Raw genomic sequence first — 15,226 nt, forward strand, 5'->3', positions numbered from 1 at the left:
GTGTCCGCCGACGCTCAAGTCGACGCGTGACGGCCGGAGCCCGTACCGAGGCCCCGTGGAACATACCGATACGGTTGTCGGGTCGGTGGCCGCGTTCTTCTGACAGGGCGGCCAGCAGGGAACTTTTTTGGGGGAGTTCGTGTCGTTCGACGATGAATGGGCCCAGCTGCGCGAGGCGGCGGCCGCGCGCCGGAGAGCCATGCAGATCAACAGCGTTCCGGCCGAGGGCGGGGGTGGCGGGTCCGCCGATCTGGTGGTCAACCGGGACTCCCTCGGCGCCATCGGGAACGACGCCTACGACCTGCGGGTGCGGTTGTCGAAACAAGGCGACCAGGCCCGGCCCGCCACGTTCGACGCGGCGATCGCGCTGATCAACGGCAATTTCGCGAGCGGTTCGGCCGTGCTCAAGGTGCACGACAACTGGCAGACCCACCTGAAGACGCTGCTGGATTCCTTGGCGCACATTTCGAACCACCTGGATTACACCAAGGCCCAGCACGCCAAGGACGAAGCGAAGGTCGAGGGAGATCTGGCGCCGATCTCCAAGCTCACGGAATACATGAAGTAGTCGGGGGAACTGCGGACATGCTCAAGTACGAGGACATAGTCGACGCCCCGGTGGCGAAACTGAAGGCTGCGGCGGACGACTGGGCCAAGATGGCCACCGACTTGGACAAGCTGGCCGATGACGCGGCCAAGGGTATGAAGGTCAAGTCGGACAAGGCGGAGTGGGAAGGCCTGAACGCGGGCGTCACCAAGACGTTCGTCACCAAGACGGTCAAGGAGTTCGCGGATGCCGCGGCCGAGGCCAAGGGTGTGAAGGGGCTTCTCGAAGAGGGTCACACGGCCATCAAGAAGGCCAAGGACGACCTGATCAACATCCGGGACCACGAAGGACCCGCGGCCGGGATCAAGGTGGATGGCGCGGGCAAGGTCAGTGCCCGCCATCCGGTCGAGGACATTCCTCCCGCGCAGCGGGCCCACGACCCCGACTACCCCGATCTGGTGCGGCAGCAGAAGGAGAACATCGCTGCCTGGCAGAAGAAGATCGACGCGATCGTCGAGAACTGCAACGACACCGACATCTCCTTCAAGAACTCCCTCGAAGCCGACGTCACCGACCGCAAGGACTTCAGCGCCCCGAAGTACACGAAGATGGACCAGGAGGAGGCCGACCGGGCCGCCGCACTGGCCGCCAAGGGCCGCGACATCACGCACACCGAACTCCAGGCCCTCAACGAACTGCTGAAGGACAACAGCAAGTCCCCGGAGTTCTCGAAGTCGTTCTACGAGAAGCTCGGCCCGGAGAAGTCGCTGGCGTTCTTCGGACAGCTCTCCACGGATACGTACGAGTACGGCAAGGTGGACAAGCAGCGGCTCAAGGACGTCCAGGAACTCCAGAAGAACCTGGGCCTCAACCTCGCCACCGCTTCCCACGACAAGGATTTCGCCGAGAAGTGGGGGCCCGACCTGCGCAAGATGGGCACGGAACGCATCCCGCTCTCGAAGCACGACTACGGCGGGCCGTACGGCTACCAGCTGCTCGGCGGGATCATGCGGTACGGGAACTACGACGCAAAGTTCCTCAACCCGATCGCCGAGCACGTGGCGCAGCTGCACCAGAAGGACCCGTACATGTTCGCCGACAGCAAGGTGGTGAACAGCCCGTTCAAGAACCCGTTCAACCCGTCTGGTGTGAACGGGGCGGGCTACGACCCGGCCACCGCCATGCTGGAGGCGCTCGGCAACAGCCCGGAGGCGGCGAAGAAGTTCTTCACCGACGAGCCGACCGCGTACAACGAGGACGGCACGGTCAACCACGGTGTCAAGGCCGACCTCGGCAAGGGGATCGACAACTACCTCGACTTCTTCGGGAACGAGAAGTGGGAGTCCTTCCCGGACGTCAACTCCCTCGACCCGGACGAGAACAAGGCGTCGCTCAACCAGATGCCCGACGCCCTGGGTCACGCCCTGGAGGCCGCGACCCTCGGCTACCCGGCCGGGGACCCGGACGCGGGCGTGGTGCGGGACGCGGACAACGCCGACGTCATGCAGCAGGTCATGGAGAAGTACGGAGCGGACGCCGGCCTGCTCAAGAAGCAGGAGGCGATGGCCGACAGCCTGGGCGCCATGGGTGCCGGCTACATCGACGACATCAACTGGGCGCTGGACAAGAACGACGCGAACAGCCCCTTCGCGCCGGGCAAGAACCCGGACGGCCACCTCGACTTCGCGGACACCCAGGACGGGAACGGCCGGAGCGTCGCCCGGGGCTTCCTCAGCGCCCTGGGCCAGCACCCGGACGCCTACGCGACGGTGTCGACGGCGGAGCAGGTCTATACCCGCAGCGTGCTGGAAGGCCAGGTGGGCGCCGACGGGAAGATCGACACCGGTGCGGCCAGGGCGACCGTGCACACGGGTTCCGAGGTGCAGGGCATGCTCGACCAGTCCCGGGCCGACCAGGTCGAGGCCACGAACCTCAAGACCCACGAGGACTACGAGAAGGCGGTGGCCAAGCGGGCGGGGTGGATCGAATTCGGCGCTGCGGCCGGTGTGGCGGCGGGCGTCGCCTTCCTTCCCGCGACCGCGGCCGTGGGCACGGCGGCGATCCTCATCCCGCTGGCCACCGACACGGCCGCCGGTGGTCTCGAACAGGTCATCGGCCAGGTGGTCGGTGACATCTCCGACAACTCCGTGGACGAGCACAAGGAGAAGATCGAGGAACTCACCCGGGAGGAGAAGACCAAGGTCTACTCTGCGGGCGAGAGCCTGGCCGAGTCGCCGATGGAGGAGTTCATGCGGCAGCACGGCGTGACCTCCGACAGCGATTTCGGACAGGATCTGAAGGAGTCCATGAGGATCGGCTACGCGACGGGCAACGACCGCGAGAACCAGCAGGGCAACGACCCGGAGACCGGCTGAGCCCGGTGGGAGGGCCGATGATGCAGAAGGAAGCAGATGGTGATCAGTCGTAGGACCCGGCGTGCGGACCTCCTCGGGGCGGCCCTGATCGGCTCCCTGCTCCTCGGGGCCGCAGGCTGCTCGGGAGGGGGCGACGAGGCCGTGAAGAAGCCGGACGCGACGGTGGCAGCCGGCGCGCTCTGCGGTGGTTCCGCCGTGTCGCCCGACGCGGCCGAGGCGCTGAAGACGATCACCGGTTCCTCGCGGTTCGAGGCATCGGGCGAGACGTCCACGGTCACCCGTGCCGCGAAGGAGCTGACTGAGAAGTTCAAGTCCTCCGCCACCGGTGACGGGGAGGTCTGCCGCGTGTACACGGCCCAGGACGAGCTCCGTGTCACCTGGCAGCTGTCCGGCAGCGCACCCGTGGACGATCCGGCGGCGAAGTTCAGCGTGCTGGACATGGGGGAGCGGGCGCTGGCGGCGCCGGACAGCGCGTTCCTCCGGTTCGCCTGCCGCAGCGGAAAGGCGCCCGGTGCCGGCCCGGCCCATGTCGACATCGGCGTCGAGCGTGGGGGCATGCCCACGGATCCCGAGGGCGATGCCGAGGCACTGAAGGATGCCTATGCGACCGTCGCCCATTCCTTCTCCCTGGCCATGGCCAAGGAGCTGGGCTGCGAGAACGACGGGGGGCTGAAGGCGAAACCCTCCCTGGACCCGGTGTGAACCGGCCCTCGGAGCAGTGAAACGGCCGCTGCCCCCGCACGGTGGCGGCGGCCGTTTCCGCTCGGGCCGAAGACGGCGGAGTTCGGGCCGCGGGAGCGTTCCGACTTCTGGTCCTCCAGTGGCCCGCTGCGGCAGCGGGAATCGAGAGAAGGATGGGCGACGACGTGATGGTGACTGCGGGCGGAGACGGAGAGCGGGAGCCGGACGGGGGCGGGCCGGGGCCCGCCGTCATTCTCATCACCGGGGTGATGGCCTCCGGGAAGTCCACCGTGGCGCAGGCTTTCGCCGAGCGGTTGCCGCGGGCCGTGCATGTGCGGGGAGACGTGTTCCGGCGGATGGTGGTGTCCGGGCGGGCCGAGATGGTGCCGGGGGCGTACGAGGAGGCTGCGGCTCAACTGCGGCTCCGGTACCGGCTGTCCGCGATGACGGCCGACGCGTACGCGGACGAGGGCTGGACCGCCGTCGTCCAGGACGTGGTGCTGGGCGAGGAGCTGTCCCGGTACGTCGAGCTCGTACGGACACGGCCGCTGTACGTCGTCGTGCTCGCCCCGGAGCCACGGGCTGTCGCCGAGCGGGAGGCCGGGCGAGGGAAGAGCGGTTACGGGGCCGGGTGGACCGTGGAGTCGCTGGACCGGGTGCTGCGGGAGGAGACGCCGCGGATCGGGCTCTGGCTGGACACGACCGGGCAGACCGTGGAGCAGACGGTCGACGCGGTCCTTGCGGGTCTTGAGCGGGCGCGAGTAGTGGGAGGGGTGGAGGGCTGAGGCGGCAGGAGGTTCGACCACCCGCTTCGCCTGCGCCGACGCGCGCATCGACCCCACCGGCCACGATCGCGGCGGCACCCCGGCTACTCCTCGTCGTCCTCGTCGAAGTCGCCCAGCACGTCGGAGAGGTGCTGCTCGATGAGGTTGCCCAGCTCGTCTTCGGTGGAGAACAGTCCGTGCACGGCGCCCATCGGATGGATGGCCTCGTTCGCGTCCTCTCCGGGCACCCCCACGCAGGGGTCGTCAATGGCCCCTGACGGATCCGCCTCCCCGAACAGGGACGGCAGTTCGGCGCCCTTCACGGCGAACGGCTCGAACTTCCACACCGCCCCTCGGGCGCGGCACACCACTTCCCCGATGTACCAGCATGCCCCTTGAAGGAATGCGTCGCGTCGCGCTGCGAGGCTCCTCGCGCCGCTGTCGTACCGGCTGCGGATGAGGTCTTCCAGCGTGTCCAGGGACTGGGGGGAGAAGTCCCATGCCCCGGGGGTTCTGGTGGCCTCGGCCCAGTGCCCGAAGCTCTGGGCGCGTTCGGTCAGCCACGCCGCCAGGTCGGGGCGGGTCTGCGGGTCGACGCCGTGGTCTGTGCGATCAGCCATGCCGCCCACTGTAGACAGCCTCTCGGGCAGTGGAAGAGAACTGTCCGTCCTGTCAGGCCAGTTGGCACGTCGCTCCTGAAATCCAGCTGCTCTACGGGAAGTTCGCAGAGCCCGACGGGGACATTGCCTCGGGGTTGCTCGCGTTCCGTATGGGAGGAGAGACGTGGGCCGGAACGGACCGCTGAAGCGCTTGGAGGGCCGATGCATTCGGACCTAATGTCTTATTTAACAACGTTTCCTCTATGGTTGGTGCGGTAACGCACCACGAGGAGGAGTCAGCCGCATGAGCAATCTGTTCGTCATCGCCTACGACGATCTCGCCACCGCCGACCAGGTCCGGGACAAGCTGCTGTCCATGAACCGCGAGCACCTCGTCGAGCTGGAGGACGTCGTCGTCGTCGAACGGCGTGAGAAGGACGGCAAGATCAAGCTGCATCAGGCCGTCAACCACGTGGGTACCGGTGCCGCGGGCGGCGCGCTGTGGGGAAGCGTCATCGGGCTGCTCTTCCTCGTGCCGTTCCTCGGTGCCGCGGTGGGCGCAGCGGCCGGCGCCGCCGGAGGGTCCGTCGTCGACACCGGTGTCAACGACGACTTCATGAAGGAGCTGAGCACCAATCTCCGGCCCGGCGCCGCCGCCGTCTTCGTGCTCGTCAGGAAGTCCGCCCGCGACAAGGTCATCCCCGAGATCGCCAAGTTCGGTGGTCAGCTCGTGCAGACCTCGCTCAGCAAGGAGGACGAGGCGCACCTGCGGGAGATGGTGAAGGAAGCGCTCAAGGAAGAGACGGCGATCGCCTCCTGATCTCCGGACCATACGAGAGAAGGCGACTGCCCGCGCCGCGCGTAGGGTGGTCGCCTTTCGTACGCGGGGACCCGGTGCAGATCGGGGTTCCTCGCGGAAGGACGCCGTCCTTGTCGAACTCGGCGAATTCGAGCCGATACCCGAGGACGTCGCCGATCGCCGCAAAGCGCTGAAGGAATCATCAACGGGTTCGCACCGTCCGCGCTCAGGGCCCAGGGGTGTTCCCGAAAATGCCGAGGCCCGCCCGGCGTGGCGTATGACGCGTGCTGGGCGGGCGTACTGCGTGGAGGCCGTGACCGGATTCGAACCGGTGTAACTCGAGTTGCAGTCGAGCCCCTGAACCACTCGGGCACACGGCCGTGTTTTCTTCGTTGTGGTTCGACCGTAGAGCCGGGGCCCCGGCCGCTCAAGAACATCGGGCGGGGTGCAATGCGACTGCCATACCGCGTTCACGTTCGGCGTCGTGGTCCTACGACCAACGGCGGACCGCAGGACCGTCCCACGACAGGGTTCAAATGAGATCTTGCCCCTTACTCTTGGGCTCATGAGTGCCCTGGAACCACGAGACGCCGGCGTCGAGACCGGCACCGCCGGCGACGCGGAGGTGCGCGGCGGGACCGAGTCGGCCGTCGAACCCGGAGGGGTGCTCGGACGGACCTACCGGGCGCTCAGCGTCGGCATCGTCTCCGTCGTCTTCCTGATCGCCTTCGAGGCGACCGCCGTGGGGACCGCGATGCCGGTCGCCGCGCGTGAGCTGCACGGCATTCCGCTGTACGCGTTCGCGTTCTCCGCGTACTTCACGACCAGCCTCTTCGCCATGGTGCTCTCCGGGCAGTGGGCGGACCGGCGCGGGCCGCTGGGGCCGCTCGCCACCGGGATCAGCGCGTTCGCCGCGGGGCTGCTGCTCTGCGGGACCGCCGGGAGCATGTGGATCTTCGTCGCCGGGCGGGCCGTCCAGGGGCTCGGCGGCGGGCTGGTGATCGTCGCGCTGTACGTGGTGATCAGCCGGGCCTACCCGAAGCGGCTGCAGCCGTCGATCCTGGCCGCGTTCGCCGCGAGCTGGGTGATCCCGTCGGTCGTCGGACCGCTCGCCTCCGGGAGTGTGACCGAGCACCTGGGGTGGCGCTGGGTCTTCATGGGCATCCCCGTCCTCGTGGTGTTCCCGCTGGCGCTCGCGCTGCCCGCGATCCGGCGGCGGGCGTCGGGGCCGGCCGATCCCACGGCGCCCGTCGAGCCGTACGACCGGCGGCGCATCCTGCTCGCGCTCGGGATCTCGCTGGGCGCGGCGCTGCTCCAGTACGCCGGGCAGGAGCTGAACTGGTTCGCGCTGCTCCCGGCCGCCGTGGGCGTCGCGCTGCTCGTGCCCGCCGTGCGGGGGCTGCTGCCCCCGGGGACCGGCCGGGCCGCGCGCGGGCTGCCCTCGGTGGTGCTGCTGCGCGGGGTGGCGGCCGGGTCGTTCATCGCCGCCGAGTCCTTCGTACCGCTGATGCTGGTGACCCAGCGTGGCCTCAGCCCCACGATGGCCGGGTTCTCGCTCGCGGCCGGCGGCGGGACCTGGGCGCTCGGTTCGTACGTGCAGTCCCGGCCGCGCCTGGAGCCCTACCGGGAGCGCCTGATGGTGGGCGGCATGGTGCTGGTCGCCGCGGCGATAGCGGCCGCGCCGTCCGTGCTGATCGAGGCGGTGCCGGTCTGGACCGTGGCCGTGGCCTGGGCCTTCGGGTGCTTCGGCATGGGCATGGTGCTCGCGTCGACGAGCGTACTGCTGCTGAAGCTGTCGGCGCCGGAGGAGGCGGGGGCGAACTCGGCCGCCCTCCAGATCTCCGACGCGCTCTCGAACGTACTGCTGCTCGCCGCGGGCGGAGCGGCCTTCGCGGCGCTCGGCGGCGGGGCCGTCGGGGCCGTCGGGGCCGTGCACGACGCGGCGGGGGCGGGGGCCGCGGGGTCCCATCCGGGGGCGTTCGCGGCGGTCTTCCTGCCGATGGCGGGGGTGGCACTGGTGGGGGCGTGGGTGGCGGCACGGGTGCGAACCCGGTAGGCGGTACCAATTTGACCCCACCCAGTGGTACCGTTTTGGTATGGCCATGAACCTGCGTCTTCGCGACGACCAGACCGAAGCCCTCAAGCAGCGCGCGGAGCAGGAGGGCACCAGCATGCACGCCATACTGCTCCAGGCCGTGGACGACTACCTCGCCAGGACCGCTCAGCAGGCCATCGTCCGCAAGACGGCGAAGGAGCAGGCGGCCAAGTGGAGCGAGCTCATGGAGCGGCTCAAGTGACCTGTGTCTACCTGAGCTCCGAGGACATCCTCGTCATCGCCGAACACGCCTGCTCGGACATGCACATCGTCGTGCGCGATGCCGGGCTCCTCGAATCGGCCGCGCACCGTCCGTCCGCGGCCATGTTCGGCGAGGAGGCGTACCCGGACGTGATCGACAAGGCTGCGGCGCTCCTGCAGTCCCTGGCGATCAATCACCCGCTCTTCGACGGCAACAAGCGCACGGCCTGGCTGTCGTGCGTGACCTTTCTGGCGATGAACGGGGTGGATCTGCGTCCGGACATCGATGCCGCGGAACGCCTGGTCATCGCGGTTGCCACCGGGGAAATGGACGAGGTGAAGACCATCTCCCAGGGGCTGCGCGCGCTGGTCGTCGACGACGTGTGAGAGCCATCGCAATTCGGTGCGGGGCAGCGTAGTTCGAGGCGGTTCACGCGCCGCCCCCCGGTAAGGTGGCCCGGTTGTCGTATCGCGTGCGGGTCCGTCCCGGCCGTGCGGACAGCACCCCACGTACCCGAGAGACCCGAACCGGAGACCGTGACTACTACCGCCTCCCACCACCTCTCACCCGCCTTCCCCGGCCGCGCCCCCTGGGGCACGGCCGGCAAGCTGCGAGCCTGGCAGCAGGGCGCCATGGAGAAGTACATCCAGGAGCAGCCGCGCGACTTCCTCGCGGTCGCCACCCCCGGCGCGGGGAAGACCACCTTCGCGCTGACCCTCGCGTCATGGCTGCTGCACCACCACGTGGTCCAGCAGGTCACCGTCGTCGCGCCGACCGAGCACCTGAAGAAGCAGTGGGCCGAGGCAGCGGCCCGGATAGGGATCAAGCTCGACCCCGACTACAGCGCGGGCCCGCTCAGCAAGGAGTACGACGGCGTTGCGGTCACCTACGCGGGCGTCGGCGTGCGGCCGATGCTGCACCGCAACCGCTGCGAGCAGCGCAAGACCCTCGTCATCCTCGACGAGATCCACCATGCCGGTGACTCGAAGTCGTGGGGCGAGGCGTGCCAGGAGGCGTTCGACCCGGCCACCCGGCGGCTCGCGCTCACCGGTACGCCGTTCCGGTCGGACACCAACCCGATCCCCTTCGTCGTCTACGAGGAGGGCAACGACGGTATCCGGCGCTCCTCGGCCGACTACACCTACGGCTACGGCAACGCGCTCGCCGACGGCGTCGTCCGGCCCGTGATCTTCCTCAGCTACAGCGGCAACATGCGCTGGCGCACCAAGGCCGGTGACGAGATCGCCGCCCGGCTCGGCGAGCCGATGACCAAGGACGCCATCGGGCAGGCCTGGCGCACCGCCCTCGCGCCCACCGGCGAGTGGATCCCCAATGTGCTGAGCGCCGCCGACAAGCGGCTGACCGAGGTCCGCAAGGGCATCCCGGACGCGGGCGGGCTGGTCATCGCCACCGATCAGGAATCGGCGCGCGAGTACGCCAAGATCCTCAAGCGAGTCACCGGCGAGAAGGCCACCGTGGTCCTCTCCGACGAGAAGGCCGCCTCGAAGAAGATCGACCAGTTCAGCGGGGACGACTCACGCTGGATGGTCGCGGTGCGCATGGTGTCGGAGGGCGTCGACGTGCCGCGCCTGGCCGTCGGCGTGTACGCCACCACCATCTCCACGCCGCTGTTCTTCGCGCAGGCCGTCGGCCGCTTCGTGCGTTCGCGCAGGCGCGGCGAGACCGCCTCGGTCTTCGTACCGACCATCCCGATGCTGCTCGACTTCGCCAACGAGATGGAGGTCGAACGGGACCACGTCCTCGACAAGCCCAAGAAGGGCAGCGACGAGGAGAACCCGTTCGCGGAGGAGGACAAGCTCCTCGCCGACGCCGAGAAGCTGGAGGACGAGGAGACCGAGGAGCAGCTGCCCTTCGAGGCCCTCGAATCTGACGCGGTCTTCGACCGGGTGCTGTACGACGGTGCCGAATTCGGCATGCAGGCGCATCCCGGCAGCGAGGAGGAGCAGGACTACCTGGGGATTCCGGGGCTGCTGGAGCCCGACCAGGTACAGCTGCTGCTCCAGAAGCGGCAGTCCCGGCAGATCGCGCACAGCCGCCAGCGGCCGGCCGCGGAGGCCGACCTGCTGGAGAAGCCGGCCGAGGCGCGGCCGGTGGTCACGCACAAGCAGCTGCTCGGGCTGCGCAAGCAGCTCAACACGATGGTTTCGGCCTACACGCACCAGAGCGGCAAGCCGCACGGGGTGATCCACACCGAGCTGCGGCGGGTGTGCGGCGGGCCGCCGAGCGCGGAGGCCACGGCCGGGCAGATCCAGCAGCGGATCCAGAAGGTCCAGGAGTGGGCCACCCGTATGACATGAGCCCACGGGGGTGTTCGTGGTGCCGGCCCGGGGCGGGGACAGCGGTCCTCGCCCCGGGCCGGCGTCGTGCGTGCGGATGGCGGTGCGGGTGCGGATGAGGTGGCGCGGCTACTGGACGGACGGCCCGGCCACCGGACGGACGGACCGCTTACCGGACGGACGGCCCGGCTACCAGACGAACGGTGCCGACTGGTTCGACGTGGCCACACACGGAACCGTGGCCGATGTCGGGGACGAGGCCACGATCTGCAGTGACCAGTTGGTGGTGCTCGGCGGGGCGGGCAGTACCACGGAGTTCGTGCTGTCACCCGCCGCCAGGGTGCCGGAGGTGAGCTTCAGCGGGCCCAGGGTGATCGGGCTGCCGCCGCTCATGCCGGGGTTGACCTTTCCGGAGAACTGCACCTGACTGGTGACGCCGCCCGAGGTCTTGGTGAGCTTGAGCGTCGTCGTGATGCTGTTCGGGTCGGCACTGGTGCCGGGCGGCATCGTGATCGCGGTGGACGTGATCTTGATGGTCTTGGACGTGCCCGAGTCGGCGGCGGTCAGAGTGGCGAGACCGGTGCCCCAGGCGCCGCAGTTGTACGTGGCCGTCGCGGTGAGCGGAGCCACGGCCTGGGCCGTCGGAGCCAGCGCGAGCGCGCCGGCCACCGAACAGGCCGCGGCCAGTACCAGCGGGATGTGTCTTCGATTCGACGACATGACGGGGGGAACTCCTTCCGGTTCTGAATTCCGCAGATTCACCGAAGAGCTGAGAAGTGGATCTGCGTGCCGGGCCCGGCATGTCGGCAGCAGTGAAACTGTGATCTTCAGAGAAGTCAATAGATGTCCACAGAGGCACTTGAAATTCCCATGGAAATGCTTTTCGGGCATTTCAGATAAGGATCAATCAAGTCTCTCTTGACTTCTTGGCACCCGACCTCCTCAATGTGCGCAATCAATGGGCGATGGAGGGGTGTCTGGTGATACGACGACGAAGACCCGGCGTGACCGGTCTGCTCGCTGCCTGCTTCGTACTGTCCCTGAGCTGCGCCGGGGCCACCGCCCAGGCCGTGCCGCAGGACGCGCCGGCGGCCGGATCGCGGGCCGCCGGCACGGTCACCCCGACCGTGCACTGCACCCTGCCCGCGGGGCAGGGGGAGGCGACCGGGCCGCAGGAGATGACCGTCGAGCTGTCGCCCGCGGTCGTCGCCCCGGGCGGGAAGGTGCACGCCAAGGTCACGTTGGGGCCGTCCCCCGCCACCAGTGCGCTGCCGCTGGAGGACGTGCCGACCATTCCCAGCCTCGACCTCGCCATGTCCGGCGGGGCCACCGGCACCGTCACGGTGCGGGGTGCCGAGTTCACGATGGACATCCCGTCCGGGACGCCCATCGAACTCCCGCCGTACGAAGGGGACTTCCTGGTCCCGGCGGACGCCTCCGGGGACGTCTCGTTCGCCCCGGTCCGTACGCTGACGCAGACCAAGGTGCTCGGCTCGGTCTTCGAGACGCCCTGCGATGTCGTCGACGGCGGCGGCAGCGTCGGCAGCGTCACGGTGGAGGGCACCGGCTCCGAGCCCGCCACGCTGACCGCTCCCGCCGATCCGGTCCGCCCCAACACCGAGGTGGCACTGGGCGGTTCGGGGTGGACGCCGGGCGGGGCGCCCGTGCCCTCGCTCTGTGCGGTGGGCGGTGGCGGCTGCGATCCGCTGAAGTTCAAGAGCCACACGCTCGCCATCGGCGGCGACGGGACACTGACCGGCACGGCCACCCTCGCCGAGGCCGGTGCGGTGCCGGACGGTGCGTACGAGGTGAAGGTCAACGACGGTACGAAGGAGGCCACGGCCCCCCTCACCGTCAAGGCCGTCGCGGCCGGCGACCGCGAGATCTCGCTGTCGCGGAGCAGCGGACCGGTCGGCAGCGTGATCACGGTCAGCGGCAAGAACTACAACCCGGACCGCTGGATCAACGTCATCGGACTCGACGCCTCGGGCACCGGGCTCGACGACAGCGCGGTGTACGTCAAGAGCGGTTCGGACGGCACGTTCGCCGTCGAGTTCACCGTGATCTCCGACGCCGTCGTCGCGGTCCAGGCAGACGAGGGCAACGACCCGGCGACCGTACGGACCGCGCCGTTCACCGTCTCCGACGGCGGGGGAGGGGGCGGCGGCAGCGCCGACCAGCGGCTGAGCACCTCGGTCAGGGCCGGGACGCTGTCCATGGTCCAGGACGGTGACACCGTCGACTTCGGTACGACGGTCCTGGGCACCGGCAGCGGTGTGCAGCGCTCCCGGCTCAACCGGGTCGAGGTGGAGGACGGCCGCGGTGTCGACAGCGGCTGGTCGCTGACCGCCACGCTCTCCGGCTTCGCCAGTGCCGGCGGCGGCACCATCCCGGCCGACGCCGTCCGGTGGACGCCCAGGTGCACGGCGCAGACCGGCAGCGTGGGGGTGCCGGTGGCCGGTTCGCCCGCCGCGCTCGGGAGCGAGGCGGCGAGCCTGTGCCGGATGGACCCGGACGGCTCCCGTCCGTTCACCGGCGGCCGGTTCGACGCCGACGCCGATCTCGTCCTCACCGTTCCCGGATTCACTCAGCCGGGAGATTACAGCGCCACGCTCACCCTCACCCTTCTCTGAATTCTCCGGGAACCGTAAGGGGATATTCCGGAGGCGCCCGTCCGCTCCGTATCGCATCGGAGCGGGCGGGCGCCTTCATTCCGGATCCGGTCCGACATTCCGAATCCGGTTCGACTTCGGCCGGATTTCGGCCCGAGTCCGGTCCGCATCCGGGAAATTGCCGCAGTCGACACCTCAGCCATGGAGGAGACACATGTCCGTGTCCGTCAGACCGAGAAGAAGAACAGGCCGGCCGAGCAGGGCCCACGGTCCGGGTTCCGGGTTACGCCGTGCCGTGGCCCTCACCGCCGGGGCCGTGCTCGTCTGGACCGGTGGCACCGTCGCGCTCGCACCCGTCGCCGAGGCCGGCACCGTCACCCCGACCGTGCACTGTTCGCTGCCCGCGGGGCAGGGCGAGGCGACCGGGCCGCAGCAGATGAGCGTCGACCTGTCGCCGTCGATCGTCGACCCGGGCGGCAAGGTCCACGCCAAGGTCACCCTCGGCCCGTCCCCCGCCACCAGCGGCCTCAGCCTGAGCGACGTACCCACCACCCCCAGCATCGACTTCGCGATGTCCGGCGGCGCCACCGGCACGGTCACCGTCACCGGCCCCCAGGTCAACCTCGACATCCCGTCCGGCAAGCCCATCGAAATCCCGCCGTACGAAGGGGACTTCCTCATCCCCGCCAATGCGAGCGGCCCGATCACCTTCACCCCGATACGCAATCTGACGCGTACGAAGGTGCTCGGTTCCACCTACGAGACCCCGTGCGACGTGGTGAGCGGCGGCGGCTCCATCGGCACGGTGACCGCCGAGGGCACCGCGGGCCATCCGCCCACCCTGACCGCACCCACCACCGCCGTCCGGCCGTCCACCGCCGTCGCCCTGTCCGGCAGCCTCTGGACCGCGGGCGCCACTCCCGTACCGTCGCTCTGCTCGGCGGACGGCGGCGGCTGCGACACCGGGAAGTTCGCCTCCAGCACCCTCGCGATCAGCGCCTCGGGGGAACTGACCGGAAACGCGGTGCTCGCCGCCGCGGGCGCCGTGCCCGACGGCTCGTACCTGGTGAAGGTCGGCGACGGCACGAAGGAGGCGACCGCGCCCCTGACGGTCAAGGCCTTCACCCCCACCGGGCCGCGGGCCATCGCGCTCTCCCGCTCCGGCGCACCGGTCGGCAGCGTCATCTCCGTCACCGGCAGCAACTACCTCCAGGACCGGTGGATCAACACCGTCGGCCTGGACGCGAGCGGGGCGACGCTCGACGACACCGCCGTCTATGTGAAGAGCACCCCCGACGGCACGTTCAGCGCCGAGTTCACCGTCTCCGACCCCGCCATCGCCGCCATCCAGGTCGACGAGGGCAACGATCCAGCCACTGTGCTCACCACGCCGTTCACCGTGACCGATGCCTCCGCGACGCTCTCCGCGGGCGCGGCGAAGGTCAAGCCGGGCGGAACGATCGCCCTGACCGGTGGTGACTGGCCGTCCGGCGCCACGCCCACCGTCGCGCTCTGCAACGCCGACGGCAGCTCCTGCGACAGCGCCCGGATCAGCGGCTCCACCCTCCGGATCGGCGCCGACGGCACCCTCGCCGGCACGGTCACCGTGGCCGGATCCACCCCGCGTGCCGTGTACGCGCTCCAGGTCGCCGCCGGGGGAGCGCAGGCCCTCACCCCGCTGACCGTCTCCCCGTCCTTCGTGGTCCTCACCCCCTCGGCCGGTCCGAAGGGCACCACCGTCACCGTCATCGGGCAGGGCTTCGCGAAGGTCGCGACCGTGTCCATCGTCGGGCTGCGGGCCGACGGATCGCAGACCTCCGACCCGGCGAAGACCAAGGTGGTGGGGCTGGACGGGGCGTTCTCGCAGTCCTTCAAGGTCAACGCCGCCGACACCGTCGCCATCCGGGTACGGGAGGTCCTCGTCAACCCGCGTACCGAGACGGCGGCGTTCACCGTCCAGGACGGAACCGTGCCCGCCGGACCGTCCTTCGCGCTCTCGCCGCCCGAGGGGCCCGTCGGCACGGCGGTCCAGGTGACCGGACGGGGATTTGCCCCCGTCGCCACGGTCTCGGTGACCGGCCGCACCGCCGACGGAAAGCAGACAGCCGACCCGTACGTCACCCGGGTCATCGGACTCGACGGCACTTTCGCCCTCGTCTTCACCGTCCGGGACCCGGCGACGAAGTCGATCCGGGCCTGTGAAGTGCTGGTGAACGGAAAAATTGTGCAGCAGTCATTCACCGTGAGTTAACGGC

The 15,226-nt window shown here is 69.5% G+C and carries 13 protein-coding genes and 1 tRNA gene; 11 read left to right on the forward strand and 3 right to left on the reverse strand.

Translation table 11 applies throughout. From position 1 onward, the window contains the following. The first annotated feature begins 139 nt into the window (after window positions 1–139). The 4 genes from ACFYY1_RS00215 to ACFYY1_RS00230 all read left to right on the forward strand — a co-directional run bounded on the left by ACFYY1_RS00215 (window position 140) and on the right by ACFYY1_RS00230 (window position 4,388). Window positions 140–568 carry a hypothetical protein gene (locus tag ACFYY1_RS00215; protein ID WP_388578739.1) on the forward strand — a complete coding sequence of 143 codons (429 nt, stop codon included), beginning with the start codon at window positions 140–142 and terminating at the stop codon, window positions 566–568. Window positions 569–585: 17 nt separating this feature from the next. Further along, window positions 586–2,922 carry a hypothetical protein gene (locus tag ACFYY1_RS00220; RefSeq protein ID WP_388578742.1) on the forward strand — a complete coding sequence of 779 codons (2,337 nt, stop codon included), beginning with the start codon at window positions 586–588 and terminating at the stop codon, window positions 2,920–2,922. 36 nt (window positions 2,923–2,958) lie between these two features. Continuing rightward, window positions 2,959–3,624, forward strand: a complete 666-nt coding sequence (locus ACFYY1_RS00225; RefSeq protein ID WP_388578745.1) for a hypothetical protein — start codon at window positions 2,959–2,961, stop codon at window positions 3,622–3,624. 167 nt (window positions 3,625–3,791) lie between these two features. Next, complete coding sequence (locus tag ACFYY1_RS00230) at window positions 3,792–4,388, forward strand: AAA family ATPase (RefSeq protein WP_388581395.1); 597 nt, start codon at window positions 3,792–3,794, stop codon at window positions 4,386–4,388. Between the two features lie 83 nt (window positions 4,389–4,471). Here ACFYY1_RS00230 and ACFYY1_RS00235 read toward each other — a convergent pair whose 3' ends face one another. Next, window positions 4,472–4,987, reverse strand: a complete 516-nt coding sequence (locus ACFYY1_RS00235; protein WP_388578748.1) for a hypothetical protein — start codon at window positions 4,985–4,987, stop codon at window positions 4,472–4,474. Window positions 4,988–5,270: 283 nt separating this feature from the next. On the opposite strand from ACFYY1_RS00235, the gene ACFYY1_RS00240 reads away from it, so the two are divergent. Further along, window positions 5,271–5,786, forward strand: coding sequence for a DUF1269 domain-containing protein (locus ACFYY1_RS00240; RefSeq protein ID WP_388578751.1), 516 nt, complete (start codon window positions 5,271–5,273; stop codon window positions 5,784–5,786). A 284-nt stretch (window positions 5,787–6,070) separates the two neighbouring features. On the opposite strand, the gene ACFYY1_RS00245 is transcribed toward ACFYY1_RS00240, so the two are convergent. Beyond that, window positions 6,071–6,145 (reverse strand) — tRNA-Cys (locus ACFYY1_RS00245). 185 nt (window positions 6,146–6,330) lie between these two features. On the opposite strand from ACFYY1_RS00245, the gene ACFYY1_RS00250 reads away from it, so the two are divergent. The 4 genes from ACFYY1_RS00250 (at window position 6,331) to ACFYY1_RS00265 (ending at window position 10,380) form a co-directional block, all read left to right on the forward strand. After that, window positions 6,331–7,821, forward strand: a complete 1,491-nt coding sequence (locus ACFYY1_RS00250; protein WP_388578753.1) for an MFS transporter — start codon at window positions 6,331–6,333, stop codon at window positions 7,819–7,821. A gap of 40 nt (window positions 7,822–7,861) precedes the next feature. Continuing rightward, on the forward strand, window positions 7,862–8,062 hold the full coding sequence (locus ACFYY1_RS00255; protein WP_026290595.1) for a ribbon-helix-helix protein, CopG family: 201 nt from the start codon (window positions 7,862–7,864) through the stop codon (window positions 8,060–8,062). Beyond that, window positions 8,059–8,448 carry a type II toxin-antitoxin system death-on-curing family toxin gene (locus ACFYY1_RS00260; RefSeq protein WP_388578757.1) on the forward strand — a complete coding sequence of 130 codons (390 nt, stop codon included), beginning with the start codon at window positions 8,059–8,061 and terminating at the stop codon, window positions 8,446–8,448. The genes ACFYY1_RS00255 and ACFYY1_RS00260 overlap by 4 nt, the downstream gene beginning before the upstream one ends. 150 nt (window positions 8,449–8,598) lie before the next feature. Then, on the forward strand, window positions 8,599–10,380 hold the full coding sequence (locus tag ACFYY1_RS00265; RefSeq protein WP_388578760.1) for a DEAD/DEAH box helicase: 1,782 nt from the start codon (window positions 8,599–8,601) through the stop codon (window positions 10,378–10,380). Window positions 10,381–10,548: 168 nt separating this feature from the next. Here ACFYY1_RS00265 and ACFYY1_RS00270 read toward each other — a convergent pair whose 3' ends face one another. Continuing rightward, on the reverse strand, window positions 10,549–11,079 hold the full coding sequence (locus ACFYY1_RS00270) for a hypothetical protein (protein ID WP_388578763.1): 531 nt from the start codon (window positions 11,077–11,079) through the stop codon (window positions 10,549–10,551). A 284-nt stretch (window positions 11,080–11,363) separates the two neighbouring features. Here ACFYY1_RS00270 and ACFYY1_RS00275 point away from each other — a divergent pair, with 284 nt between their 5' ends. Then, complete coding sequence (locus tag ACFYY1_RS00275) at window positions 11,364–12,992, forward strand: hypothetical protein (protein WP_388578766.1); 1,629 nt, start codon at window positions 11,364–11,366, stop codon at window positions 12,990–12,992. A gap of 274 nt (window positions 12,993–13,266) precedes the next feature. Then, window positions 13,267–15,222: a hypothetical protein gene (locus ACFYY1_RS00280; RefSeq protein ID WP_388578769.1), complete on the forward strand. Its 1,956-nt coding sequence runs from the start codon at window positions 13,267–13,269 to the stop codon at window positions 15,220–15,222. The last annotated feature ends 4 nt before the right edge of the window (window positions 15,223–15,226 follow it).

Origin of the sequence: Streptomyces sp. NPDC001890 (genome assembly GCF_042891445.1) — a bacterium.
GTDB lineage: Bacteria > Actinomycetota > Actinomycetes > Streptomycetales > Streptomycetaceae > Streptomyces.

Bases quoted from the DNA above. Each gene is read 5' to 3' on its own strand.
- ACFYY1_RS00230 (WP_388581395.1), top strand. From the start codon at position 3,792: ATGGTGACTGCGGGCGGAGACGGAGAGCGGGAGCCGGACGGGGGCGGG.
- ACFYY1_RS00220 (WP_388578742.1), top strand. From the start codon at position 586: ATGCTCAAGTACGAGGACATAGTCGACGCCCCGGTGGCGAAACTGAAG.
- ACFYY1_RS00270 (WP_388578763.1), bottom strand. From the start codon at position 11,079: ATGTCGTCGAATCGAAGACACATCCCGCTGGTACTGGCCGCGGCCTGT.
- ACFYY1_RS00235 (WP_388578748.1), bottom strand. From the start codon at position 4,987: ATGGCTGATCGCACAGACCACGGCGTCGACCCGCAGACCCGCCCCGAC.
- ACFYY1_RS00225 (WP_388578745.1), top strand. From the start codon at position 2,959: ATGGTGATCAGTCGTAGGACCCGGCGTGCGGACCTCCTCGGGGCGGCC.
- ACFYY1_RS00240 (WP_388578751.1), top strand. From the start codon at position 5,271: ATGAGCAATCTGTTCGTCATCGCCTACGACGATCTCGCCACCGCCGAC.
- ACFYY1_RS00255 (WP_026290595.1), top strand. From the start codon at position 7,862: ATGGCCATGAACCTGCGTCTTCGCGACGACCAGACCGAAGCCCTCAAG.
- ACFYY1_RS00250 (WP_388578753.1), top strand. From the start codon at position 6,331: ATGAGTGCCCTGGAACCACGAGACGCCGGCGTCGAGACCGGCACCGCC.